At 47.6% G+C, this 26,814-nt stretch carries 21 protein-coding genes; 3 read left to right on the forward strand and 18 right to left on the reverse strand.

What is annotated here, in order from left to right; translation table 11 throughout:
- Positions 1-118: 118 nt before the first annotated feature.
- Together G3352_RS26410 and G3352_RS26415 are read right to left on the reverse strand one after the other, a co-directional pair.
- On the reverse strand, positions 119-1,108 hold the full coding sequence (locus tag G3352_RS26410; protein ID WP_163761124.1) for an MBL fold metallo-hydrolase: 990 nt from the start codon (positions 1,106-1,108) through the stop codon (positions 119-121).
- Positions 1,109-1,126: 18 nt separating this feature from the next.
- Entirely contained in the window at positions 1,127-1,870 is a 744-nt protein-coding gene (locus G3352_RS26415) for a class I SAM-dependent methyltransferase (protein WP_163761125.1), read from the reverse strand.
- Positions 1,871-2,182: 312 nt separating this feature from the next.
- On the opposite strand from G3352_RS26415, the gene G3352_RS26420 reads away from it, so the two are divergent.
- Positions 2,183-3,058, forward strand: a complete 876-nt coding sequence (locus tag G3352_RS26420; RefSeq protein ID WP_163761126.1) for a DUF72 domain-containing protein — start codon at positions 2,183-2,185, stop codon at positions 3,056-3,058.
- Positions 3,059-3,184: 126 nt separating this feature from the next.
- On the opposite strand, the gene G3352_RS26425 is transcribed toward G3352_RS26420, so the two are convergent.
- From G3352_RS26425 to G3352_RS26455, 7 genes are all read right to left on the reverse strand, one after another.
- The gene (locus G3352_RS26425) at positions 3,185-5,362 is read right to left on the reverse strand and encodes a glycoside hydrolase family 88 protein (protein WP_163761127.1); all 2,178 of its coding nucleotides are present in this window, start codon (positions 5,360-5,362) and stop codon (positions 3,185-3,187) included.
- 56 nt (positions 5,363-5,418) lie between these two features.
- The gene (locus tag G3352_RS26430) at positions 5,419-6,240 is read right to left on the reverse strand and encodes a polysaccharide deacetylase family protein (protein ID WP_163761128.1); all 822 of its coding nucleotides are present in this window, start codon (positions 6,238-6,240) and stop codon (positions 5,419-5,421) included.
- A 118-nt stretch (positions 6,241-6,358) separates the two neighbouring features.
- On the reverse strand, positions 6,359-9,709 hold the full coding sequence (locus G3352_RS26435; RefSeq protein WP_163761129.1) for a glycosyl hydrolase: 3,351 nt from the start codon (positions 9,707-9,709) through the stop codon (positions 6,359-6,361).
- A 231-nt stretch (positions 9,710-9,940) separates the two neighbouring features.
- Positions 9,941-11,446 carry an extracellular solute-binding protein gene (locus tag G3352_RS26440; protein WP_163761130.1) on the reverse strand — a complete coding sequence of 502 codons (1,506 nt, stop codon included), beginning with the start codon at positions 11,444-11,446 and terminating at the stop codon, positions 9,941-9,943.
- Positions 11,447-11,464: 18 nt separating this feature from the next.
- Positions 11,465-12,352 (reverse strand): carbohydrate ABC transporter permease, encoded by an 888-nt coding sequence (locus G3352_RS26445; RefSeq protein ID WP_163761131.1) that lies wholly within the window; start codon positions 12,350-12,352, stop codon positions 11,465-11,467.
- Between the two features lie 38 nt (positions 12,353-12,390).
- A complete protein-coding gene (locus G3352_RS26450; protein ID WP_205525079.1) occupies positions 12,391-13,320 on the reverse strand; it encodes an ABC transporter permease in 930 nt (309 codons plus the stop codon).
- A gap of 329 nt (positions 13,321-13,649) precedes the next feature.
- The gene (locus G3352_RS26455) at positions 13,650-16,052 is read right to left on the reverse strand and encodes an AraC family transcriptional regulator (RefSeq protein ID WP_163761132.1); all 2,403 of its coding nucleotides are present in this window, start codon (positions 16,050-16,052) and stop codon (positions 13,650-13,652) included.
- Between the two features lie 229 nt (positions 16,053-16,281).
- Here G3352_RS26455 and G3352_RS26460 point away from each other — a divergent pair, with 229 nt between their 5' ends.
- Positions 16,282-17,637: a dipeptidase gene (locus tag G3352_RS26460; RefSeq protein ID WP_163761133.1), complete on the forward strand. Its 1,356-nt coding sequence runs from the start codon at positions 16,282-16,284 to the stop codon at positions 17,635-17,637.
- A 30-nt stretch (positions 17,638-17,667) separates the two neighbouring features.
- Here the strand turns inward: G3352_RS26460 and G3352_RS26465 are convergent, their stop codons facing one another.
- The 5 genes from G3352_RS26465 to G3352_RS26485 all read right to left on the reverse strand — a co-directional run bounded on the left by G3352_RS26465 (position 17,668) and on the right by G3352_RS26485 (position 21,516).
- Entirely contained in the window at positions 17,668-17,871 is a 204-nt protein-coding gene (locus G3352_RS26465) for a hypothetical protein (protein ID WP_163761134.1), read from the reverse strand.
- A 351-nt stretch (positions 17,872-18,222) separates the two neighbouring features.
- A complete protein-coding gene (locus G3352_RS26470; RefSeq protein WP_053783145.1) occupies positions 18,223-18,594 on the reverse strand; it encodes a hypothetical protein in 372 nt (123 codons plus the stop codon).
- Positions 18,595-18,708: 114 nt separating this feature from the next.
- Positions 18,709-19,923: an N-acetylglucosamine-6-phosphate deacetylase gene (nagA, locus tag G3352_RS26475; RefSeq protein WP_240343231.1), complete on the reverse strand. Its 1,215-nt coding sequence runs from the start codon at positions 19,921-19,923 to the stop codon at positions 18,709-18,711.
- On the reverse strand, positions 19,920-20,648 hold the full coding sequence (nagB, locus tag G3352_RS26480; RefSeq protein WP_163761135.1) for a glucosamine-6-phosphate deaminase: 729 nt from the start codon (positions 20,646-20,648) through the stop codon (positions 19,920-19,922). Before nagB ends, nagA begins: the two co-directional genes overlap by 4 nt.
- A gap of 4 nt (positions 20,649-20,652) precedes the next feature.
- Positions 20,653-21,516 (reverse strand): MurR/RpiR family transcriptional regulator, encoded by an 864-nt coding sequence (locus G3352_RS26485; protein WP_163761136.1) that lies wholly within the window; start codon positions 21,514-21,516, stop codon positions 20,653-20,655.
- Between the two features lie 244 nt (positions 21,517-21,760).
- On the opposite strand from G3352_RS26485, the gene G3352_RS26490 reads away from it, so the two are divergent.
- A complete protein-coding gene (locus tag G3352_RS26490; protein WP_163761137.1) occupies positions 21,761-22,114 on the forward strand; it encodes a hypothetical protein in 354 nt (117 codons plus the stop codon).
- Positions 22,115-22,660: 546 nt separating this feature from the next.
- Here the strand turns inward: G3352_RS26490 and G3352_RS26495 are convergent.
- From G3352_RS26495 to G3352_RS26510, 4 genes are all read right to left on the reverse strand, one after another.
- Positions 22,661-22,885, reverse strand: coding sequence for a helix-turn-helix domain-containing protein (locus tag G3352_RS26495; protein WP_017692532.1), 225 nt, complete (start codon positions 22,883-22,885; stop codon positions 22,661-22,663).
- Positions 22,886-23,193: 308 nt separating this feature from the next.
- On the reverse strand, positions 23,194-24,168 hold the full coding sequence (locus tag G3352_RS26500; protein ID WP_163761138.1) for a YhcN/YlaJ family sporulation lipoprotein: 975 nt from the start codon (positions 24,166-24,168) through the stop codon (positions 23,194-23,196).
- 233 nt (positions 24,169-24,401) lie between these two features.
- Entirely contained in the window at positions 24,402-25,421 is a 1,020-nt protein-coding gene (locus G3352_RS26505; RefSeq protein ID WP_163761139.1) for a DUF4340 domain-containing protein, read from the reverse strand.
- A complete protein-coding gene (locus G3352_RS26510) occupies positions 25,418-26,812 on the reverse strand; it encodes a GldG family protein (protein ID WP_163761140.1) in 1,395 nt (464 codons plus the stop codon). The genes G3352_RS26505 and G3352_RS26510 overlap by 4 nt, the downstream gene beginning before the upstream one ends.
- Positions 26,813-26,814 lie beyond the last annotated feature (2 nt).

Here is a 26,814-nt window from a genome sequence, read left to right on the forward strand (position 1 = left end):
GCTGCCTTAAAAGAAGATGAATGAACGGTTAAGAGAGACTAAAGCTTTCATTTATTTGAGTCGTTACACGCAAAAAAGACTCTGAACAGGCAGTTCTCCTGGTCAAAGTCTTGTAATCCTAAGTATTTTCGATAAAAAAGAATACTCCGTCGGGCTGCTGCTCCTGTACAATATGCTCTCGCCGGATCAATTCCTGCAGATGCGCCAAAGTTTCGCTCATCGCAAAACGAAGCTGATGTGTTCCCAATCGGTCACCAAACATAAACACACAGATATCATACGCATTCGTCGGTGCTTCCCGGATTCGCTCCATCATTTTCTGAAGGCGCTCTTCATGATGAGTGAGCAGATGAACCGTTCGATCGGCAAAATGGCCAAACGGATTCCGATGCCCTGGATATGCCACTTCTACATCCAATGCCCCCAGTCGATGCAGCCCTTCCATATAAGACAATAAAGGCTGATCGTCACTTCCTGGCTGCAGGCTGATATTCGGTGAGATCTGCGGCAATACGGCATCTCCACACAAGATCTCCCTGGAATCCGGCGCATAGAAGGATAGATGTCCTGGCGCGTGACCACCTGTCTCTACAGCAAGCCACTTTTTCCCGCCCATAACCAGCCAATCGCCATCTTCAATCGGTGTCACTACCGGAAGTGGCGTAATCTGTGAGATAAATCCCTCCATATGTTCGCGTATCTGCTGCGTCTTGTCTTCCGGCATTCCATGGCGACCATAATATTCAGGCAACACTGTATTGATGGTTGCCCCCGTTCCCCACATGTAATCCGCTTCCTGGCGGGATCGTGTGGACATTCGAACAGGCACACCCGTTTGCTGCTGTATCCAGCCGGACAACCCCAGATGATCGGGGTGATGGTGGGTCAGTACAATCTGACTAATATCCTGAAAAGTTAAATTGAAATCTGCGAGTGCTTCGTACCACTCCTGTTCCGTCTCAGTACTGCGTGGTCCCGGGTCAACAATCGTTATTGTTCCATCCGGTTCATAGAGCACATAGCTGTTCACCCAACGTAGAGGAAAAGCCATAGTAATCTTGACACGATGCATGCCTACTGGCATGGAAATGGATTCCGTTCGCTTCATTAATATTCTCCTCCAACTCTACTGCTCCGGCCGATGACCGACAAAAATCATCCGCGGCGATGTCTGCTCATCGTACTTCTCTTCATCATAACCACCGTGTACCTGATCCACCATGAGTCCTGCCTCGTGAAGCAGATCACGTAGTTGTTCGCGAGTGTACAGCTTGACGCGTTCCTGATAGATTCGTGGTTTTCGGCCCGATGCGGTATCGGTGATGTGAATTTCTTTTTGCACAAATCCATCCTGGATCTTGCGAAACTCCTCAATATTCTGTCCTTCGCTTTCACGTGTTGAATGCTGCACCAGATGGCGAGTCACATAAGCCGTGTTCATAAAATCAATAATATAGCTGCCGCCTGGCTTCAGCATCCGATGAATGGCGCGTAACACTCTTAGTTGCTCTCCATCCTCTCGGAAATAACCAAATGAGGTAAATAGATTGACAACGGCGTCAAATCCGCCTTTAAACGGAAGCTCACGCATATCGGCATGATACCACTCAACACGATGTTCGGTGTCCATGTTGCGTGCTTCACGCAGAAGCACATCAGACAGGTCGATTCCGGTCACCTGGAAACCAGCATCTGCAAGGGCCAGAGAATGTCGGCCCATACCACAGCACAGGTCAAGTACCTTGGACTTTGGCTTAAGCTTTAACCAATTGATCATTTTATGTACTTCCTGATATGCACCTTGCACATCCCGATGTTTGTACACAAGAAGGTAGTCTTCTCCAAAACTCTTTTCATACCATTCCGTCATTACGTATCGCCCTCCACATGGTCACTGGCCCAACTATCCGTAATACGCTGTTCTATCAGCCGGATCATATCTCTATAGCTTTTAGCCATTGTATCGTCTTTATCCTTCAAACTCAAAAATTTCCAAGGATCGTCCACATTGAACGGCCGGAAACCACACGATATAATGTTAAACATAGTCAGGCCCACGCGAATCGGTTAACTATACATAGAAGATTGATATATAACTACTATGGCATCTTCACTTCATGAACGCCATTAGACGACTAAAATATAACGTTGACATAAGAAGAAGCAACAGGAGGTGTTATTTATGATTCGGATTGGACTTACGGGCTGGGGAGATCAGGAAGATTTGTACCCGAACCGTACCAAAGCGAAAGACAAGCTCCGTCTGTATGGACAATATTTTACGACCGTGGAGGTAGACAGTTCCTTCTACGCCGTTCAGCCTCGGGACCGGATGGCACGCTGGGCAGCGGAGACGCCAGAGTCCTTTGCTTTTATCGTCAAAGCCTATCAAGGGATGACAGGACATCTGCGGGGAAAACCCTATTTCACAAGCACCTCGGAGATGTATAAGGCTTTTCGCGAATCCCTGCAGCCTGTCATGGAAGCAGGCAAGATGCAAGCGGCCTTGTTCCAGTACCCGCCGTGGTTTGAATGCAATCGGGACAACGTCAATGAACTGCGTGAAGTAAAACTGAGAATGGAAGGCATCCCGTGTGCCCTCGAATTTCGGCATCGCAGCTGGTATGAAGAGGGCATGCGCGAACGAACGCTGGCATTCCTGAAGGAACAAGGCTGGATTCACAGCGTCTGTGATGAACCTCAAGCGGGGCCAGGATCTATCCCTATCGTACCTGAGGCTACCGATGCGGAAATGACGCTGGTGCGTATGCATGGGCGCAATGTATCAGGCTGGCATCAGAATGGTGCACCCAATTGGCGCGAGACCCGTTATCTGTATCGCTACAACCAGGAAGAGCTGCTGGAGTGGAAAGGTTATTTGGAGCAATTGCAGGAGCAGAGCAAAGATGTGTATGTGATTTTCAACAACAACTCGGGCGGCGACGCGGCTGCCAATGCACAGATGATGATGGAGCTGCTGGAGCAACCCGTGAAGCCCTTCCCTGACCGCACGGAGCCGGAGGAGGAAGAGGGTCCGGAGCAATTGGAGCTGTTTTAACAACACGGTAAATTTGTAATCTGAATTGAATATTTCCATTCATAATGAAAAAAAGCGGTAAGCCATTAAGGCTGTGCCGCTTTTTCTGTCGTTAGGTTATATGCAGATGAACTCATGATTCCTGTACTAGCGTTGTGCAGCTGTAACCGAAGAGTCGAACGAAATCCGGCTCAGCTGCTGATTCATTTTATACGCCTCAATCCCGGCCAGAAGCACAATGCCGATACCGTGCGTATCGTTCAGAATCCATCCCAGATCATCCCGGTAATAGAGTGCGGTAAAGGAGTAACCGGAACCCCGGCATACACCGTACACATTGCCTTTGTAATCAATGGATAGACGCGTTATGCCTTCCCATCCTTTGCGCACCGCATTCAGGTAGGCCTCTGGCTGCTCCAGCCAGCCTTCACGAATACCGCGGGCATAAGCGTAGATGAACATTGACGTGCAGGAGGTTTCCTCATACGAATCGGGGCGATTCAGCACCTGATGCCAGAGTCCATTTTGACCTTGCAGCGCCAGATACCCCTGACATAAATCCCGGTAGAAGCCCAGCAGTTCCGGCCGTTTGACGTGATCGCTTGGTAGAATCGATAGTAGTTCGGTTAGCGAAAACAGAACCCATCCGTTTCCGCGCCCCCATGGAATGCCTGTCGCCCGTCCACGCACAAAATCATACACATGGGACATGATTTGTTGTTCGGGAATATACAGATATTTGCGGAACATCAGGAACTGGTTGATTGCATCCTCCCAATAAGAAATATCTCCCGTCAACTGACCGTACCGCATCAGGAAAGGTGTGCTCATATACAGATCATCACACCACATCGTTTCCTGGCGCATCTCTCCGCTGCCACGAACACGGTAAAAGGCCCCGTCTTCCAGACGTTCCTGTTCATCCGTAATATAGCCCGCAATACGATCTGCGGTATCCCTGCCTCCACGAATGTCGCCGAGTTCCATCGCTGCAAGCAAAGTAGATCCAAACGAACCGCAATCATCCAGACTGTCGATTGCAGACAACTGATTATTGATTCCCGTGGCGCCATACCCTTCTCGATCCCATAGACCATAACGGTCAAACGACGTACTCAGGCCGATATGGTCCCGCACATACTGAACATAGTCGTCACGTCCCAACTCCTGTCCAATCTGAAGAAGTCCAAGGAGGGTGACACCAAGTGGATAGTTCCATTTACCATAATGGGTATTTTCTAAATAGGGCCGGACACTCGTTTCAGGTAGATCAACATGCCAGTATACACCTTGGGCTCCATCATCAAATACAGTATCTGTTACCACGATGTCTTGGGGAGATGGTTCAGAGCCTGGGGAAAATACACCCGTATACAGCCAAGCGTCGGGGCATCCTGCAACCGGATGAGGTGGTCTCAATCTCCAGTCTTTTGTAGTGGAATCCTTCGCATCTTCAATTATGAATCCCCACAACTCGCTCCCAGCCTTGGTTTCACCTTTCGCTACCAGATCAGATGCACCGTAGCGGCGAGGCAGTTCAATACGGAAATTACCGCTTTGCCCAGCGGAATATATCACCTTGCCATCAACGTACAGGGTGAGAGCACCTTCATGTTTCCCTTGCAAAAGAACAGGTGACGATCCCGGTTGGATGACATCCAGTTTGGACCATGCGTACGCAACAGCAGGCTGCTCTGTCCCAAAGATTCTGGCGAAAGCTCCAACGTTCTGTTCCCCTTCTGTCCAGTCCCTGCGCGGATACCAGGAGAGGCCCGTTTCTGCTTCAGTCATGCCATCACGTGGGAGTGATGATAAAGGTTCATCGACTGGTTCCGAGTACAGCCAGCCCTCCTGTCCTTGGCGGTCCACACCAGGTGTGTGGAAGTGAAGCGGAAAGTTTTTAAAGGAGGCCGTTCCGTAGATTCCGCCGAATCCCACCTCTGTTTTTACAAAACAAAGCAACACATCGTTCCAGCCATATTTCACGGAAATCGAAATCTGGGTTCTGCGCTCGGGAAATAATTCCTGCAATAGCTCCGATTTGAAAATCTCTTCTCCGTTCACATAGACCGTCACCGGACTATAACAGTTTAGTCCCGTATTTAATGTAGCCTCCTGCTGACTCCACAACTTACCCCATACGTACACGTACTGTCCTGCACGAGCCTCTTTCCACTTGGCATCCAGATTCAGATCATAACGATAATCCCCAAGTCTGCGGAAGCCTCCACGATGGTACGCTCGGAACAGAAAAGAGTGTTTCGGATGGTCCCCAATATAACGCTGTGCCACGGTAGTCAAAATATCCGGAATTGAATCATACACCTTGCCTGCAATCGCCTCGTTCTCATGAAAATAACGAATGATCGTCAGCTCCCTTCCTATACCTTGATTCGTTCGGTTAGTCGCAATGTCTCTCCAGCCTTCACTTCAACCATCTGCTGATCCGCTGTAAACCAGATGGAGATGGCCGATGGGTTATGGATAATCGACCGATCTGCTGAACATTCCAGACGTTTGACCGCTTTCCAGTAAGCAATCACTTCGATGTTCGTTGCGTACCAGATGTCATCCCGGCCACCAATCTGCTCAGCAAACTGCTCTATAATCTGCCAATTGTCGTTATCATTGAATTCGTAGCTGTGACCCCATACATATAACAAGAGTGGCGTACCTGTCTTCGTATGCTGGATAAATCGTTCGGCATGGGCCGCCAAATCATGGTTGTGATGACAGGTTGGATGCCATTCGAGCGGCCGCTCAGGCAGTGTGTACCTGCCATGGGATTCAACCGTGCGTGCATAATCGATGCCAAGCCATTCGAGCTTGGTGCTGAGTGAACGGTCATAACCCCCATTCGGATAGGCCATACCTCTTACCGGATAACCGACAAGCTGTTCCAGCGATCTCCGATCTTCCATGATCTCTTCGGTCAGCAGCTCATCCGGAACATAGGGCAATGTGGGATGGGTGACCGTATGCACAGCCACTTCATGCCCGGCATACAACTTCGCAACTTCTGTCGTCTCAATTCGGCCAGGCTTGCTCAGCGTACCGGAATTCAGATTGAATGTGCCCCGCAACCCATGCTGATTGAAAATTTCCACCAGTCTGCGATCATGCACCACACCATCGTCATAACTGAGCGTCAACGCCTTCATCACGCCATGTGGGTAGCGGTCAAACTGGATACGATGTCCCATCTTTTTACTCCTCCCACTTCAACTGCTTTTTTCCGGCTTTTCATTTTCCTTGCTGTAGAACAGCAGATCAACGATCCTTCTACCTCCTTAAGGAATAAATCCGTTTATCTTGGGAGGTTTATTCTTCAGTTGATACATGACCAGCTTCCTGCAAACGGTGGCTGCCCGAGTCAAAATACGTACCTTCCAGCAGTCCGATTAATGTATTGGTAACTCGTACTTCAATATCGTTATCCCCTGCTAGCAGCCACGAGGCTTCTCCCGTCCAGCGATATGGAGACCAGCATCGAATACCCAGAGTGTGACCATTCACCCGTACCTCGACCACATCCTGCACCTGCCAGTCGCTGAATTCCAGTTCAAAGGACGCAACCTCTTCAGCAGACTGATCCAGCCAGAAGCTTCGTTTGTAACTCAACTCCCCTGCAAAATGGGGATAAAACGGCTGAGGCTCAGGCCCAATTCGGGTCGCCGTATCCGGCTCACGAACGAGAGAGACCATGCCTTCATGATGGAATTCCACGCCAAACCGCCCTTGCAGATACAGCGGATCAACGATACCTTCTTCATCCCTCGTGACCTGTACGGTAACGGTCATTTCATTCAGACCACTGCACAACAATTCAGTTATATTGCAGCCAATATTATGGTGATCGGTAATTTCAATCGATTCAAATTGATCAGGTCCGATCTGTTGTCCGTTAATTTCCATGGTCCAGTCACCTGATATCGCTGCCCTGTCCATGAATAACAGACAATCTGCCAATGCCGTTCTCAGCTCAAATGTAGTCGTATACTTGCACTGGATTGGATAGGCAACGGATGCTTTCTTCGGTGTACCAAATACTTGATTAAACTGGAGCGGCAGATGATGATTCTTCGACAATTCAGCCGCCTGGTCAATAAACGGTTTGACTGCAGCATGATTACATTCAAAAATTACACCGTTGTCATTGGAAGCTGTTACGTTGAACTGTCCCATTCGAAGTGTGTTGGACTGCACGGTTTCCAGGCGCCATGGCCCTTCCGCAGGAAGCTGAATGGTATAGGGTGCGTTCTCAGTCTCAGTAACTAAACGATCCGCTCCAGACTTCGTCCCTGTTTGGTTCAGAGCAAAAGAATTCCCTTCTGATACCCCTTGGGCAAGTTGTAAAGTAAGTCTTACCGCGTGTGCTTCATAGGGAGCAAGCTTTAGAGAAATGCACCATTCACCACCACTGCTGGTAAACGGCAATGATTCAAGCTGTCCTGTCTCCAGATCGAGCCGTTCCGCCTGCATAGTTGTACCCGCTGAAAGATCCACATCCGTCCATAACCGCTTGGCTACTATTTTCAATTGCCCTTCAAGTTGCTGTCCTTCCTGGTTGGACAAAAAGATCATAAACTCTCCGTCCGATAATTGACGGGTCTGCATAAGCAGCGATGCACTTTCTTCTTCCATGATCCAACAGATCGGTTCGGGCAGTACCTGATCCAGCAGCAGGGAGATCAGTTCCAAGGAGAAGTCATCCCCGCGACCTGTTCCCGCAGGTAGAAAATAGGCATTCCCCTGTCCCTGTTGCCACATCAATTCGCTGCTCTCGTGACCTGTTTCTTCCGCATTGCCCCAATATGCCTCGTGCGGCTGGTTACCTGCACCAAAGAACTGAGCGGCCTCATTTCCTGCAGGGCTTCCTGGCTGGATGGCTACATGCGGCGGCATACCTACAGATATAACCGTCCCCCCCTCTTCCACGAACTGCTTCACCTGCTGCCAGGCTGCTGCCTCCAGATTCAGCATCGGTGGAAGAATCAGTACGTCATAACGTGCAACGCCAATCTGAATCGTACCCTCGTTCAGTACAGCTTCGGCTAACAGCTCGGGGTCCAGATGATCATAGTCACGTCTGTTTTCGAGCAGATGTGAGGTGATCCGCATCCAGTCGTTCGTGAGACGATCCAGCTTCGCCCGTTCTGCTTCGTCTTCTCCGCCATATTCGAACCCGTGAAGCGGATTGCCCATCAGGCTCCAGAACGTGGTCGTTGGATCAAGCACGGCAATTCGAATGTCCGCTGTCCCGCTGCTCATCAGATAGCTTAAACGTCCCGTGTAGTCCCCCAGCTGCCGGAAGTGACGCCAATACGGGTTCTGTATAAACTGGGATGGCGGTGCATCATGCTTGGCAAGTCCACCGATGGTATAGAAAAAGGCGTGGAAGTTAAAAAAGTTGGTGCCCATAGCTGCCATGCGGTCAATCATCCATTTGGCATCCTGTAAGGTCATCGACCAGCCTACACTGTGGAAGCACTCAATCAGATTACGGCTTCGTCCCAACTGTCTGGCAAGCGAGCTGACCATCTTCGGATTGTCACGCATTTTTTTGCCATATCGTTCCAGAATCCAGGATAAGGGGCGTCCGATTTTCTCATGTGCTGAATCTCCACCTGGCATATGACTGAACAACTGCGTGGTCATCCGTACCCCGGGCACTTCTGCCGCATACTGAATCCCTGCCTCTTCACACCAGTCATGTACCTGTTTGTGATACGACTCCCTGAGCAGCAGATGTAGCGACTGATAATAGTCATACCGGATACGTTCTGCGTCTGGGACATCGCCATGCAGCAGAGCAGGCAGGGACTCGATCAGACTGTAACCACAGCGTTCGCTAAAAAATCGGGGAAGCTGTGGAGACCAAGGAATACGCCCAAGCGGCGCAATTTCATCAGAGAACATGCCTTTGATTACGCTTTCAAACTGTTCTCCAACGGCTTCCTTATACCGTTCGTGGGTCAGTTCAATAAAACGGCTCATCGCTTCTTTGTGACAAGGGTCTACAAAGTTGCCGTAATATTTGAAATCATCCATCTCTTCTTCCTGAAATATAATCACGTCCCATTCCCCAGCGGGAGCTTTCCATAACAGGCGAAAGGCCGTTCGGTATGTAAAAAACCGCTTGCGATTATACGACGTGAGTCCTGTCTCCTGATATACCTGATCAGTCTGGATATTGCCGATGTTACTACGCAAATCAATGGATTCATGCCACAATCGTTTGCCCTGCGCATCCTTGGGTATTGCCTTCGCCACTAAAATCCGACCCCACGGCAACTCATGATCCACTGTTTCTCCGCCATGAACACAAATCTGCTGATGTACAAGCTGGCGCTGCTTCGCCTCAGGAAAATCAAGTGTCACCTCACCGCCGGCCATCCCGCTTGGATAGGGATACTCGTCATATAACCATACCTGCATGCCGCATGCGGCCGCCGCTTCCACTGCAATCCGTACCTTGTCAAACCATGCTTCGGACAGATAGGGAATCTCTAGCCCCTGACGTGGACAGATGAAAAAACCACCTACGCCCTGTGCAGACATTTCGGCTATTTGCCGTTTGATTTGCCCTTCTTCCATATCCCCATTCCAAAACCAAAAGGGATGAACCCGGTACTGCGCCTCGGGATTTTCAAATGCATCCCTGTTCCACATGTCGCTTCCTCCCTGTATGTGCAAGAGTGGTGTCCATTTACCGATAACGTTCATTTAAGTTCAAATGGGTTTGTTTTGCAATGATTATACATCAAAATCCAAAGACTGGAAGCTATAATTCACAAAAAAAAGAGGAAGATGGTTTTAATTGTCCTGAACTATGCATATACGGAAATGCCCGGCTACCGCCTAGACACTACAAGCAAGGCTGCCGGGCTCTGGAACATCAAACTACTTCAGTGCAGCATACAACTCATTCACTTCTTTGACATAGTCGTCGCCGCCACTGCTTTTCCACAATGCAACAGCATCCTGGAAGCCTTTTTCATCCATTTGCCCCACGATGAATTTGATACGGGCATCATTGATGATGTTATCCAGCTGTGGTCCTTTCTGGGCATACACATCGGAAATCAGCGGTTCGCCAGGATTGGCAATGACGATTTCCTCATTGGCTTTCTGTACCTGTGCAACCTTTTCGCGAACAGGGGTCTGTTGCACACGAAGTGTTTTGTCCTCTGGAATAAACATGAGGATCTGATTCAGACCCTGTACATCTCGCAGCGCCAGTTTGTCAGTGGTCGGAATGACGTAACCCTCTTTTTTCTCATACTGCTTGCCTTCCAGACCGTTCCCTAGCAGCGCCTGCAATTCAGGTTCATTCAGTTGATCCAGGAAACGCAGCACCTTTTTCAGGTCTTCTTCCGTTTTGACACTGCTTTTGGAAATAGCAATCATGCCGGAATAGCCCGAAGTTGGCATATCGCGCAATCCCTTTGGACCTTCCATCGCTTGAAGCACATCCACATGTCCAGTCGCTGACGGATCTTTCTCCAGTATCTTCTGATCCATCCGCTGTGCGTTATCCGCTACATCCACCATGACACCCGCTTGCCCGTTAACAAAAGGATCAGGAAGTTTCGTCGCATCCATCACGGCAAAGTCCTTGTTGACCAGACCTTCGCTATAGATTTGGCGGAAAAATTTCAGAGCTTCCATATATTCTGGAGTCTCATGTGCCGGCATTAAACCTCCGTTACCATCATCGCCCCATTTGTTGGGTGCACCAAACCAAATCTGCATATTATCCCAAGGGCCCGTGAATTTGCTCGCCACCAGACCGTAAGTATCGTCTTTACCGTTGCCGTCTGGATCATCCTTCGTGAACGCTTTCAATACATTGTAGAACTCGTCAATGGTCTTTGGCTCTTCCAGACCGAGCTTCTCCAGCCAATCCTTGCGGATCGTGACTCCGTTACGTCCCAGAGCACGTGCGCGGTAGATGCCATAGGTTTTGCCATCGATAGAAGCATTGTTAGTGATAATTTCATTCATCTTGCTCAGGTTCGGATAGTCTTTCAAATAAGGTCCAAGCTCCCAGAAAGCTCCGGTACGAGCCGCATTAATAAAACTTGGGGACTTACCAAGCACAACCATAACATCTGGCAGCTTGCCCGAGGCCAGCGTGATATTGAATTTGTCCTCATAAGAGCTGCTCGGTACCCATTGCAGATTCACGTCCACCTTGGTCAATTCTTCAAGCTTCTGAACCACAGGGCTGTTATCGGGCGGATTCTCCGCTTCAAAGTTCGGAAGCATAATTGTGATCTGATCCGTGCCTCCCGCAGCTGTTCCTGAACCTGCTTTGTCCGTGGAGCAAGCTCCCAGAACCGTACTCAGTACCAATGATGCAGAGAGTAGCAATGCACCTTTTTTGAATCCCGTCTTTTGTCCCATACGTTCTCCCCCTTGGCTTTAGCCTTTGATTGAACCTAACATGACACCCTTGGCAAAATGCTTCTGCAAAAACGGATAAACCAGCAAAATCGGAATAGTGCCTACGACGATAACTGCCATTTTGATCGACTGCTCTGGTGGCTGTACAAAATTAGGGTCCATGTTCGCCATATCTCCGACACTGGCTTGCGAGAGCAATACGATCTGTCTCAGCATGACTTGCAGTGGCCATTTGTCACTGTCGGAGATATACAGGAGTGCCGAGAAAAAGTTATTCCAGTGCCCTACGGCGTAGAATAACGCAAATGTGGCAATCACTGGTTTGGATAATGGCAGAACAATTCGCCACAGTACCCCTAGATCAGAACAACCGTCGATGCGGGCCGCTTCCTCCAGCCCTGGCGGCATTTGTTGAAAGAAGTTTTTGACAACAATTAAGTTAAAAGCGCTGATCGCGCCAGGAAGCATGAGGGCCCAATAGGAATCCAGAAGTCCAAGTACACGAATGACGAGATAGGTCGGGATCATCCCGCCGCCAAATAGCATAGAGAAAATCACCATGTTCATCATGACATTCCGGCCCCAGAAGTCACTTCGGGACAGCGGGTAAGCCATCGTCAGCGTGAAGAAGAGATTGACCAATGTACCTGCAACCGTAACAAATATTGAAACCCCTATACTGCGGAAGATGGTGGACGAGGAAAAAATATACTCATACGCACTGAATGAAAACACCTTAGGAATAAGGAAAAAACTGCGTTCGGTAATCTCGGCTTCGGTCGCGAATGAATTTCCTATAATATACAGGAAAGGAAGGACGGTTAATATGCCCAGAATCCCCAGCATGACGTAATTGAAAATATCAAATACTCTGCCGGCAGGGCTGTTGTATAGACGGCTGTTCATGGGCGATTTCCTCCTTATGAATGGATGTCAACACACGCTTAGTAGATTCCGGGATGCCCGAATTTCTTGGCCAGTTTGTTGCTGCCCAGCACCAGAATAATCCCGACCACAGACTTGAATAACCCAACCGCGGTACTATAACTGAATGCACCTTGCGTAATCCCGACGGTGTATACATACGTATCAAATACATCTGCTACATCACGGTTCAGCGAGTTGGTCATCAGATAGATTTGTTCGAATCCGGTATCCAGGAAGTTCCCAAGCCTGAGAATGAGCAAGATAACAATGGTCGTACGGATCGCTGGAAGCGTGATATGCCACATGCGCCGCAAACGACCTGCACCATCCACAATGGAAGCTTCATACTGCTCTGTATCCACACCTGCCAGTGCCGCCAGGAAGATAATCGTTCCCCAGCCCATCTCTTTCCACATCATCTGAACAATAATGAGCGGACGGAATGCCCCTGGACTTGCCAATACATCGATCGGTTTGCCTGTGATCCAGGAGATCAGGTCATAGAGTACCCCACCTTGCGGAGTCAGGAATACATAAGTGATACTCGCGATAATGACCATGGAAACAAAGTGAGGTACATAGACCAGCGTCTGAATCGTTCTTTTGAAGAAAGCGACCCGGATTTCATTGAGTAACAAAGCGATAATAATCGGTGCCGGGAAAAAGAATATAAGATCATATAGGGCAAGAACGAGCGTATTCCTCAGTAATCGAAAGAAATCCGGATTGGAGAAAAAATTCGTGAAGTTCTCCATGCCCACCCATTGACTGTCGCGAATGCCCAGAAAAGGCTGATAGTCCTGGAAGGCAATAACGATCCCCCACATGGGCAAGTATTTAAAAATGACAAAGTACAAAAATCCGGGAAGCACAAGCACGTACAGCCATTTATTTCGTTTGAACTGCCTCTTCCAGTTGGACTCCCGCTTCATCGGCAATGCGGCCATTTCCACTTGAGCTGCTGTAGCGCCATTTCCATTCCAGTCCGTCTTCCCGTTCATGATGTCTCCCCTCCTTATTAATGTAAGCGTTATCAATTGATCTGTTTTTCAGACTATACAGCTGCCTTGTTTCCGGCAACCTTCATTTTTTGCATGGTTGCGCAAAGTGGTCTGAAAGCCCGCTATAACGCCATTTCTAATTCGACTTGGACATATTTGGGCAGAAGTTATTGCACATTTTTGCAGCATTATCCTTCTTTGTTTCCGAGGTGAAACATGAAAAACCGGAATCCCATGAAGCGGGATTCCGGTCAATGATGAAGTCTTATGGACATTTATTTACCCAGCCATTGATCCCGATACTGGCTCGGCGTCAAACCTTCCTGTTTCTTAAAAATCCGGTTAAAGTAACTGTGCTGGTATCCAACAGCGCCTGCGATATCATTGATTTTCATCGTAGTCTCACGCAGCAATTGCTTCGCAGCATCCATTCGAACCCGTGTTAAATAATCAATGAAATTCATGCCCGAAACTTGCTTGAATGCCTTGCTTAATGCATAAGGGGTCATCTGCTCCGCATCTGCACAGCCTTCCAGGGAAAGTTCGTTTCTATAATTCTCATCAATAAACAACATCGTACGTTCCACTACCTGCTTCAGCGGCTCCTGGGATCGCATCTCAATCTCCTGCACATATGGCAGCAATACTTCTCCGATCATCCATTTCATCATTTGTGCTGGTTCGCGAATCGTGGATAAGCGCTCATACATGTTGCAACCACCAAACAACTTGTAAGGCGTTACCCCAGTCTGCAGCATCATATGCTGAATACTTCCCAGCAATTGAAGCATCATCTGCTGCACCTGGAATTCGGAACTGCCCGCTCGGGTGATCTCGGCCATAAATTGCTCCAGTACGCGCTCAGCCTCATCTTTCTTCCCAAGTCTAATTGCCTGAAGGATCTCACGTTCCAGCCCCAATGGGTACGAGGCTCCTTCCTTTCTGCGGAAACATTGCTCATCCTCCAGATCAAGAATCTGGCTCCCGTCTTCCACGCTGCGATAGGCAACCGCCTGCTCCATCTCCATGAATAATCCCGGCAATTCCTGAGGAGAAGCGGCCGGGCGGCTCACCATCACGGTCACGTTCATTCTCAATGTCTGACCAATGACCTCCACCAATTCCTGACCCCATAACAATGCTTGTGACTTCACAGGCTCGTCCTCAGGTGCAATCACAAGCATGGCTGAAGACAGGTCGTGAAAGTTCATTACACTAATTTGACCAAAATAATTTTTGGCAACTTCTTCAATGATATTAACCGCCGCAAAGGTAACCAGCCCCGTGTCCTGGCTCCCAAATCTCCCCTGCAGCTGGGCATAGCCCGTAAAATACATCTGAAGCAGCAAAAACTGCTGGTCGTCCACCTCAAACCCAAGATTCCTCATCCGCTGCTGAAGATCCTGCTCATTATAGGCATACAGATGCCCCTGCACCAGTTGTAATACAAAACTATCCCGCAAATGGGGAAGCTGCTCCTGCAATTGCCGGTGGGCGGTCAGACTCTGCGAAGTCAATTCGTTCCACTGTTGTTCCAACAGCTGGAATTCATCCAGCCTGGTGTCTGTTGTCGCTTCATTCCTGCCCGGCGTCAATAAATGGAGCATCCTTGCTACGGGGGAGTATATTTTGCGTGAAGCAAACCAGGATAACACCAGCCCAAGGATGAGACTCCCTGCACTCGCAATGACAATAATTTTGGATACGAGTTTCACGGGCGAGGTCACCGATGTCAGCGGAGCTGCGGAGACATATGTCCAGTCCGAATCAATCCGACTCAATGATCCATAGGACACCGAATAAGTTTCGTCCTCATATTTGAAAAGAAAGGAATGCGCGTCTGAATTCATGGCAATTTCTTCTTTAAGCTGCTGCTCAAAAGCAAGGTCAGCCTTCCCTGCTACCGGATTACCGGTAACCAGTGTATTGCCCTGCTGGTCCATGAGGAACGTTAACCCTTCATCATAAGGAGTAAGCGTTTTCAACAAACTGGCGACTTTCTCATTATCCAGCGTAATGATCAGCGCACCAAATGGATTAATGCTTTCACCCGGAATCTTATGTACAAGAACCATTGCATTACCCGGATCGGTATGCAGTATACTATCATTCGTTTGAGATGCTTTATCACTGCTTTGGCTCGCAATCCAGTCTGTCCAATACACATGGTTGCCCATCGTCAGATAACGGTTGTAGGCCTGTATTTTTGCATCATCCTTCAACTCGTTATAATCCCGGTTAAACAAAATCGGTTTCGGTTCCTGTAAATATAGCTGCGCGGATTTGATGAGCGGATGAGAGCCTTGCAGCACGTACAGTGTGGTGACGATCTCCTGTGTTTCGTTGAAATAATACACAAAATCCAGCGTTCGCAGCACATTGCCAAACCTGGGTTCAAAAGCCCAATGGGACAAGGTCATCTCCAGATAAGCGAGTTGGTCGTCCACGTTGCGCGCCCGGTTCTCAATCTGGCTTTGGTGCATCTGATTAAATTCATTTTCCATCCGGCCAACGACCAACTGGTACATCACGATGCCTGTAATCAGTCCGGGAATGCTGGCAATCAGCAAAATAAGCATCAAACTATTTCGATAAAAACGCCCTTTATGTCGTCCTGTGGTTAACCCTGGCCAACGCGTGAGTCTGCTGGAGGGTCTTCCCTTCCTAACTGGTTCCATTAGCGCTCACCTGCCTGTTTGCGTAAGGTCTGACTGTCATGGGAACTCCTCAACTCCCCTGCGGAATGATTTACATGAGAATATATGGATGAAATCCGTTTCTTGTATTATACGCATAATTTCCAGGGGAATGAAACGGTATGTATCAGATCATTTTTTAACCAATGTTTTATTAACGCATCAAAATGGATTACAATAGGATAAAGCAAAACATGAAGGAGGCCTTTTAATGAAGGAACAAACTTATTTTCAAGAAAATAGAGAGAAACACCTGGCAGAATTGAACGAATGGTTATCCATTCCAAGTATTTCAGCCATTTCAACGCATAAAGAGGATATTAACCGGGCTGCACAATGGGCTGCAGATGCACTCACTCGTGCAGGTATGGAAAATGTAGAGGTTATTCCAACAGCGGGACATCCGATTGTATATGCAGATCACCTGCATGCACCCGGCAAACCAACTGCACTGATCTATGGACACTATGATGTACAACCTGTCGATCCGCTTAACCTGTGGGAAACACCTCCATTCGAACCTACCGTTCGTGACGGCAAACTGTTTGCACGTGGTGCTACGGATGACAAAGGACAAATCTTCTTACATATCAAAGCGGTTGAAGCACTGCTTGCCGAAAACAAGGAACTTCCCGTTAATGTGAAATTCTGCATCGAAGGCGAAGAGGAAATCTCCAGCCCGAACCTGCCGATCTATCTGAATGACAATACAGACAAGCTGCGTGCAGACATGGTACTAATCTCGGATACGTCCCTTCTCGAAAAAGGAAAACCGGCGATCTCCACAGGTCTGCGTGGTCTTTGCTCACTCGAAGTGGATCTGAACACTGCCAACACGGACCTGCACTCCGGTTCATTTGGAGGCGGTGTACCGAACGCACTGCACGCATTGGTATCCCTGCTCGCTACGCTGCATGATGAGCAAGGCCGCGTGAGCGTAGACGGTTTCTATGATGGCGTTCTGCCGCTCTCTCCTGAGATGAGAGAAGAGTTCGTGAAGCAAGGCTTCAATGAAGAGCAGCTTCGTCAAGACCTCGGACTGGAGCAACTGTATGGAGAAGAAGGCTACTCGTTCGTTGAACGTGTTGGCGCACGTCCAACGCTGGAACTGAATGGCGTATGGGGCGGATTCCAAGGTGAAGGCACCAAAACCGTTATTCCGAAGGAAGCTCATGCCAAAATTACATGCCGTCTTGTTGCGGATCAAGATCCACAGCAGGTGCTGGACCGTATCGAGGCACATCTGCGCGCTCATATTCAACCAGGCGCAACGCTGCATGTGAAACAGATCGAGAAAGCCTTTGCGTTCAATACTGATCCATCCGATCCAGTACTACAAAAAGCGGCTGATGCCTATGAGCAAGTGTACGGCGTTCGTGCCCTGTTTACGAAAGACGGCGGCTCCATTCCGATCGTGGAGAAACTTTCGCGTGTGCTTGGTATTCCGGCTGTTATGATGGGCTTCGGTTTGCCAGATGAGAATCTGCATGCACCGAATGAGCATTTCAACCTGGAGAACTTTGATAAAGGGTTGTTGACGATTGTTCAGTTTTTAAAAAGTTTGTAAAGTTTAGTTCATTTCAAAAATAAGTGCTGGTCAGCGTGCGAAGTGGCCGTTACGGATACGAATCGTTCTTTCGATCGCTGTTATCGTCGGATTTTTTGGATTCCCCTTCTCAAAGGGTAAAATCCGACGATAGCATATGCTTCCGAAGTAGCTTTCTTGCAGAAAGCTTTTAGGCGAACGCTTCGCTTCTTCAGAATCGATTTCGTCTCCTTCACTACGTTGCAGCTTTTCCATGACTGATTTTAAGATTGAACCTACTTTACAAATGAAGGGTAGTAGGTAGATACAACAAAGAAACGACGGCCCTAGAGGTCGTCGTTTTTATTCGAGAAAAGTGAATTCTATGCGTAAGTGAGATTTAAAATTGGATAGTAGATTAGGTATAACTTTAGGACCGGTGTAAAATGATAGCTTTCCGCATGCAGGCATTAGGCTACGCTATTGGTCATATATGTGATATACCAAAGAGGAGTTCTGCCATATTCATGACAGGACTCCTCTTTTTGCTCATCAATTGAGACAGTTACACTCATTCGTCTAATCGTTATTTACCTTTTAACGAACCTAGCACGTTGTATCCTCCACTTATGAGCGGAAGGTTGTGAAATTTAGCATATGCACAAGCTGCATCATGTGCGTGATTTCCTGCTGGACTTCGGAGGTGTCTGTACCAGCCATCGCCAGATTGGCCCGCAGCGTTCTACGGGTGTTCAGCATACCGTCGATTAACTTCATAACCGTGTTGCGTCCACGATGATCCACAATCATATACTTTTTGCGTGCATCCAGCTCCACCCATACGATATTGCTGAATGAGGTGAACAGGTGTCTACGGTACTGCTCCATATCGGTCTCATTGTAGTGCTCGCCATAAAAGGCATAATATCCGTGTACGTGCAGCTTTTCCGCCAGCTCTGTGATGAACGGGTCGAATTCGAGCATAGCGTTACGTTCCATGTTTCACGCCTCCGTAATGCGTGATCCGCAGATCCCGGCTTTTTTGAGATCTATTTTAACACATTACGCAAGCTATTGCCTGTTGAGGCACACGACAACAGTACAGATGTAGAATTAACCGCCGACTCGTCTGCCCTTCACCCACACTTCCTCAATTTTCAAATCACCATTCAGCAAAACGACGTCCGCCTGTTTTCCTTTAGCAAAGGAACCCGTTCTGTGATCAATGCCGAGCAGACGTGCCGGCGTCAGGCTGGCTGCGCGTGAGGCTGCATTCAGACTCAAGCCCACTTCCTGTACCAGATAGCGGAAACCACGAATCATCGTGAGCGTGCTTCCTGCCAGTGCGCCTCCGTCTTTCAAACGTGCCACACCCTCCGTAACAATCACAGGCAGATCGCCAATTTTGTATTCACCATCATCCAGCCCGGTAGCAGACATCGCGTCTGTGATTAACACAAGCTGATCTGCTTGTTCTTTCAGTTGAGCCAAAATAGACATCGCCGCCGGATGCACATGGATACCGTCTGCAATGACCTCTGCACTGATGCGGGAATCACTAAGCACTGCGCCGGCAGCTCCGGGATTGCGGTGATGCAGCGGTGTCATCGCATTGAATGTATGCACGGCATGGTGCAGCCCGGCTTCGACCGCAAGTTGTACTTCTTCATACGTCGCATCTGTATGTCCTAATGCCGCTGTAATTCGCTGCTCACACAGCCACGAAATGACTTCGAGCGCTCCCTCACGTTCCGGCGCCAGGGTGACTTGACGAATCAGGCCCGGATATTGCTTTTCCCAAGCTTCGAGCCAGGAAACATTAGGCAACACGATATGATCCGGATTTTGTGCGCCGGGCCACTTAGGACTGAAAAACGGGCCTTCCAGATGTACACCTTCCAACTGTGCAAAAGGCATGTCACCGGAACGATAGCTGTCCACTTCAGACAATACCCGATCGAGACTGTCTTTGGGCGCTGTCATGGACGTTGCGAGCATTGCAGTAGTTCCCTGTGTGCTGTGGAATGAAGTGATTTTATCCAACACTTCCTTACTCGCGTCCATGAAATCTTCTCCGTTACCACCATGTACGTGGATATCTATAAATCCAGGCACAATGACGCCATGCTTGGAAACAGGCACAGATACGGCTTCACGGCGAATCTGTTCAGATAATCCCTCAGGTGCGCCAGCATAAAGGATTTTCCCATCTGTCCAGACAAGTACACCATCCTCCATTACACCATCGGGCAGTACGATTTTACCTCGAAGAAGGGAAATGGTTTTTTCACTCTCTTGCTCCTGGTTTTCCATAGGTTCTACGTTCATTTCACCAACCTCCCAGCAGCACGATCCAGCAATACCACCACATTGGGATGACATTGCAGCAACGAAGCGGGACATTGTGTTGTAATCGGCCCCATAAAGGCTTCACGAATAATTTCGGCTTTTTCCTCACCACGGGCGATCAGCAAGATTTGTTTGGCTTTTAGAATCGTACCTACACCCATCGTGATCGCCTGAGTCGGAACTTCATCAATACTATTAAAAAAGCGTGCGTTTGCTTTTCTTGTCTCTTCTTTGAGATCCACCACATGTGTTCGCCCTGTGAGCTCGGTTCCGGGTTCATTGAAGCCAATGTGACCATTATGTCCAATACCCAACAGCTGCAGATCTACAGGCCCACGATCATCAATCCGTTGTTCATAGGAAATACATTCCTCACCCAAATCCGAAGCCTGCCCATCCGGCACTTGAGTTCTGGCGAGATCGATATCAATATGGGAAAACAATTGTTCATTCATAAAGCTGCGATAGCTTTCGCGATGTTCTACAGGAAGACCGACATATTCATCCAGATTGAAGGAAGATGCCTGCGCAAAGCTGACCAGACCTTTTTGATACAAAGCAATAAGCTGTTTATAGATACCCACAGGAGAACTTCCAGTCGCAAGTCCCAGTACAGCCCGGGGTTTGGTTTGTAGCAAACTGGCAATCACACCTGCACCCGTTGCGTTCAAATCTTCTTCATTTTCAAAAATACGTATATTCATCTTCTTAGGCACCTCCGTTATGTTGAACTCGATAAGACTGTACATTGTGATACGATTGTTCCAATTTGGGGATAAAACGGTCAAAGTCGGCACTAACCATGCCCGTGAACAGAATATCGACGACATGCAGCAGTGCAATACGTGAAGCCATATCCCCCCGCCTCATGCCTTCTTCTAGTGAAGACGTAAAGAGCGGAATATCCGACACCGCCGCAAGTTTGTTATTGCCATAGGATGTCAGTGAAATGGTAGAAGCTCCAGCCTTTTTGGCACAATGCAAGGCATCGATCGTCTCCGGTGTTTCACCCGAATAAGATACCGCCATCGCCACATCTCCCTCACCCAGTGAAGAAGCCGACGTAATTTGCATATGTGAATCCGAGAAGGCAGTACAGCTTTTGCCAATCCGCACAAGTTTCTGATAGAAATCCTGCGTAACAATGGAAGAGGTTGCGACACCGTAGAGATCAATACGACGGGCATGACATAGTAACTGAACTGCATGCTCCAACCTTCCTAGATCCAGCAAACGGGTGGTGTCCGCAATGGATGCAAGATGATTGGCTTCAATGGCTTCCACAATTTTGGATAAAGGATTACCTGCCACGATATCCTGATATGCTGTTTCATTGGTGGAATGGGACAATTCTGCAGCCAGCTTCATTTTGAAATCAGGAAAACCTTTGAAATGGAATGATTTGCAAAAGCGGGTTACCGTAGCCGCACTTGTTCCGCTTTGCTGTGCAAGATGGTTAATGGTCCAGCCAGGAATATCAGATGGAGACTGTAAAATCACCTCTGCAATTCGTCGTTCCTGAGATGGAAGTTCATTCAGCTCTTGCTGCAACGCATGTAGTATGGCTGCCATGAGTTCTCCTTTTATGAAAATTATTTTTATTAATTTATTATAAATAAAGAAAATTATTTTTATATTTTTATTTTAATCAATACGTTGTTGCAAATCAAGAGGATTTTAACCATGTACTAACGGTATGTATGATGAAATTTTTAAAAAAGGGATCTTCTTGATTAAGGAATGGGATTCCGCTTATATTGGAGATAAACCTTGAAGTGAATGTGGACATTTCATTTCTAAGGAAGGAGTACACTCGATGAATCAACGACAACGTCAAAAAATGATTCCTTCCACCTGGATTATTGCCATAAAACAGACTGAAGCTCATAAATACTATGCCCTCTATGCCATCGACTGGAAGCGCGGAGCGCGACTGAGCTGGGAAGGTTGGAATAGCCTCGCAGACTTGCAGCAGTTTCATATTCCAATCAAACGTAAAACTGGCGGTACAAAATCTTCCTTCCAACCTGCTGCCAAAATTGCGAAAAAAGCACTCTATCTGCATCTAGATGAAACACAATACGGGAAATTGGAGCAGCTCTTCTATCAGCCTTTTTCAAAGAAACAATGGAGATCCTTTATTGAGTTGCATTCCAATAACCATATGTAGGTGAACCCTTATGTCATATACGATTACGATTACGATTACGATTACGATTACGATTACGATTACGGTTGTGATTCCCATCACGCTCTGCCCGTAGCAATCTGTACCCTTGGAATTTCTGCGGGCTGAGCCTTTTCCCAAGGGAGCGTGATGATCTATGAAATCTCAGCAAAGAAATCAAGCCTATTACAGGCATCACAGAAAGCGTGTTATTCAACGAAAAAAACAGCTTGCTGTACGGTACGGTTGGTCCTACAAGTTCGAAGGGATTTTTGCCAAAGGCAAAATACATTGTTCCTGTAGGTGGTGCTGCGAAAAGACAAAGCGGCTAGGCTATCCAAAATCTGAGCTAATCAGAATAGCGGACTGCAATCAGCAGCTTCTGAATCCAGACTTCTGAGAATATCTATTCAAAACAAGCGAATTCCTTCACTTTAGGAATTCGCTTGTTTTTGCTTTCCACCTAAACAAAAAAGCCTTTCCCCATTCTTCATCATGAAGAATAGAAAAAGACTTTCATGCTGCTTCAATCAACTGTGCAGTATCGCGTCAGATCTTCAGTTCTCCGAGCTTAATCAGCTCTACAACTGCTTGCGAACGACCCTTAACATTGAGTTTTTGCATCACATTCGAAATATGGTTGCGCACCGTTTTCTCGCTGATGAATAACTGCCCTGCGATGTCACGCGTCGTTTTGTCCTGAACCAGTAATTCGAATACTTCGCGTTCACGGTGGGTCAACAGAAATTTGCTTTTATGATCGATACCCTTCAATGTTCACCCCTCCTTGCCTGGGTTGTGTTGGTGTAACAAGGTTAAGGGGATACAGTCAACTCATCTTATGTTAGGTCAAGGGCGTTGGTTCAGTTTTATCAAAAAAATGGGCAGTGAATTGCAATTTGAATGAATATCGCTATGTGGGTACAAACTTAATAAACCGAAATCGTCAATTTGGACTTAGTCTCATATAAGCATACTATGTATCATTTTCTTAATCGTTATTATCAATATTCCTTTTAAAAAAAACATGCCCCTGCGACTAATGTTGACCATCAGCGCAAAGGCATATTGTTCAACCTAAATTACCGATTCATGCGGTTCATCATGCCATCGTTGTTGTTACGATTCATGATGCCATCATCAAGCACGCCGTCACGGTGATTTGTGTTCAACGCATTCGTTGGGAAAATACGTTCAACCATCGATTGGAACGTGTTAATCATGCCGCTAACCGGTTTGCCATTACGAATATCTGTGGCGTAGCTCTCCACATGTTGTACAAAGTCCGGGTTAGCTGACACGTATACGTTCTCCACGTGAGGTGCAAATTGTTTGATTTTCGCCGAGATTTTGGATTTAATCTCTTCGGATGTGTTGTCATCCGTGCTGTCAATACGTGATGTTTCACTCTTCATCCCGTAGCGACCTTCGCTCATTGTACGTGCATTGCCACTGTTAGTAAGACCACGCATCATGCCATAAGATCCGGTTCCCATGGTTCCATAGATGCTGCGGTCATTGCCCATGTGGCTGCGATCCGTAGCTGCATCCGTGTTCAATCCCGGGGCTATGCCGCTGGTGCTGTATGGAGACATGGTTCCATTACCACCATGTACACGCAACCCACCCATATCCTGGTTGTAGCTTTCTGTGCGCATATTTCCGTTCGCCCGGTTACGCAAAGTGCTGTTTGCTTTGCTTTTGCTTTCCAATTTGCCAGTGTGACCATCTGTCAAACGGACTGCAACATATGCGTTACGATCAGTCAGCATAACACTGGCGGACTTTACTTCCTTCATTTCTGAAATACGTTTGGCCAGCTCGTCACTTGATTTCAGGTCATTGACGTTATGCGTCCGATAGCTTTTCGCACGAATACCATCCATCCCATTGGACTCAACACCATATCGGTTGATGCCTTTCACTTCGTGACGAACACTTTGGGTGTGCAGATTGTTATCTTTTGTGTTCGTTCCACAACCCGTCAATCCAGCCATTACGAAGATTGCAGTAGACAAAGATAAGCTGATTGCTGTCGCCTTTTTGGCTGCTGGCATGTCTCATCCTCCAATTATGTTGGTTTTGGTCACAAGGATAGGATGCTCTTCTGTACAAAGCGATATGCTGAAAGGATATGGAACATTAGCCTCCTTTATCTGGGCTCAAACGATTTCTCTTACACAAAAAAAATAAAAAAGCGATGCTTGCACAAAGTGCAGCACCGCTCCATATAACCTTCTACTTCCTATTCAAGTGCGAACCTTCATTATCATGTTGAAGAGCCATTCACTTATTTGGATGTGGAGGAGGAATTCGCATCAGCATTATCTTCACTCGAAGAAGATGTTACATCTGATTCTGATTTTTTGATCGAATTCGGAAACTGCTCTGCTTCCTTCAGACTAACTGCATCCATGGGATAAGCCCACTGACCGTCCGGTGTGACTACCCAGATCTGATCCGGTTCTGATGGAATAGTAAGTCCTCGGTACACATCCGTAACAGCTTCTCCATTAACCTTCTGCTCAACGGATAAAGTAAAGCGTGGCACGGTTCCCTTCAGTTCAGAAGCTTTGCGCACATCGTCAGCTGTGGACAGGTTTTTAATTTTGCCAATCAGAGATACAGCATCTGTAGCTTCAATCGCTTCACCATTAAGCATCCACGTCTGCTCTGCCGCACCCTCCTCGGAGGAAGATTTGAGCATCCAGGTGGCTGCTTCACCTTCCCATTCCAGCGTAGTGACATTGGATTCATCCAGATTAAAAGGAGTTGTATCCAGCAGATCCTGCCGTGATAGTTCTATATTGCTGATGGATTCCGTCTGTACTGCAACGACAGGCCCAGAGTCTACCCGCACATAACGAGCGTCATCTGCTGGCAGCTGGCCACCGATGCTCAGTTTAATCTCACGGTTATCCTTTAGTTGGATATCGAGCAGTGTTGCATCTGAGCCCAATCCATACTTGGCGAGATCCTTCGGCTCTTCCTCTACAACCAGTTCCTGATCCGCAGCACTTAAGGCATCAAGCCAGCTGCTAACCGTATATCCATTCAAAGGATAGGCCTTAGGTTCCACCATACTCCATACGCCATTCTTTAGTTCTAATTGTGAAGATGAGGGTGCTGATGCACCTGATGTCTCTGTATTGTTATCATGAATCGTGATCGACTGTATATCGGCAGACTTTATACCGAGCAACTTGACCTTTTCCGCTTCCTCTTCACGAAAATAATTTTGACTGGCCGCATAGACCCACCCGATAATCAAGACCAATAAGACTAAAATCGTTGGGACCCATTTTTTCATACACGTCTGCGCCTCCACCATAAGAGTACACCTATCATAACAAAGATGAGCGGGAATGCGACAATCGCCACGAAGAAAATGGTTCTGGCTTGTTCACCGTCCAGGTACGCCGTTTGATAACCGGATTGCACCCGAGGTCGGATCGTTACTCCATCTTCTTTTTCACTTAAATAATTGACAGTATTCAGAATAAAATCTCGGTTACCACCGTTCACTATTTCCGAGTCCTGCATGAAAATGGATGAACCCAGAATTACAGCTTTCGGTTTGCCTTCTGTTGTATCCGCCGCATATCCAAGCTCAACAGGACCTTGTACATCCTGATCCGGATCGTTATTTGTTTCGTTTTGTAATAAACCTGCAATGTTCGTCTCGCCATAACTGTCATTCGATGAATGAATGAGCGGCGACAAGGTGTATTTATCCTGCTCTTTGCTTGTCAAAGCAATAGACAGGGATAACATCGGGTACAGTTTGCTTTCTGATAGTTTATCCGTGATGGCATGTGTGCCATACTCCGGCACAACCCACAGTGGGCCCATTGTGCTGGCCTGCTGATTATCCACCATGACTGCATGCTCATCAACCACACCATAATCCGTCATGAGTGCATCGATATTTTTCCAAGTCAACTTCATGTCTTCGTGAAAACCGAGGGATAACAGCAATTTTCCTCCGTTACTGAGATAAGTCCGAATAGCCTTGAGTTCAGTATCACTAATATCCCGCTGTGGCCCAATAATCGCGAGTACGTCCGCATCTTCTGGAACCTGACCTGCCTGATTCAGTTGAAGTTCTTCTGTCGTGATATTATTCTGTTCCAAAGATGAGCGCAGCGTAGTCAGTTGATCCAGGCCAAGCTCCTCATGTCCTGTCAGGAAGACCATTTTGTGCATCTCCGTTGAAGACAGATTCATTAGTGCTTGTGTCAACTTTTCCTCACCTGTGAACTGGTACGATCCATCGCTTCCATCTCCGACAGCCGTGAATAGACTGGCGATATCAATAACTTTATGTTGATCGCCCTGCTCTAATACAATGGAACTGCCTGTGATCCCATATTTGGAGGCCAGCGTAGGCTCCTGCGTTAGATTGTATTGCTTCATCGTCAGTTTGCTGTTGCGTTTCGTATATTCCTGAACCATATCCGATACTTCCCGGTTCAAGACCGTATTATTCGCATTTTCGACGGTTAACACCAGAATGTTGACGTCTTCTTTTACGTTTTTGATCGCAGTAAGAGACTGGTCAGATAAGGTATATTGTTTATTCGAGGTCAGATCCAGTTGGAAGCCGCCAAGCGAATTCAGAAACAGGGTCAGCAAAATAAAGATGCCAATCACCGCTAAAGACAGCACGGTACTGTTGGTATGACTCAACCATTTTTTCATCT

The organism is Paenibacillus sp. ALJ109b (genome assembly GCF_010747435.1).
Classification (GTDB): Bacteria; Bacillota; Bacilli; order Paenibacillales; family Paenibacillaceae; genus Paenibacillus; species Paenibacillus taichungensis.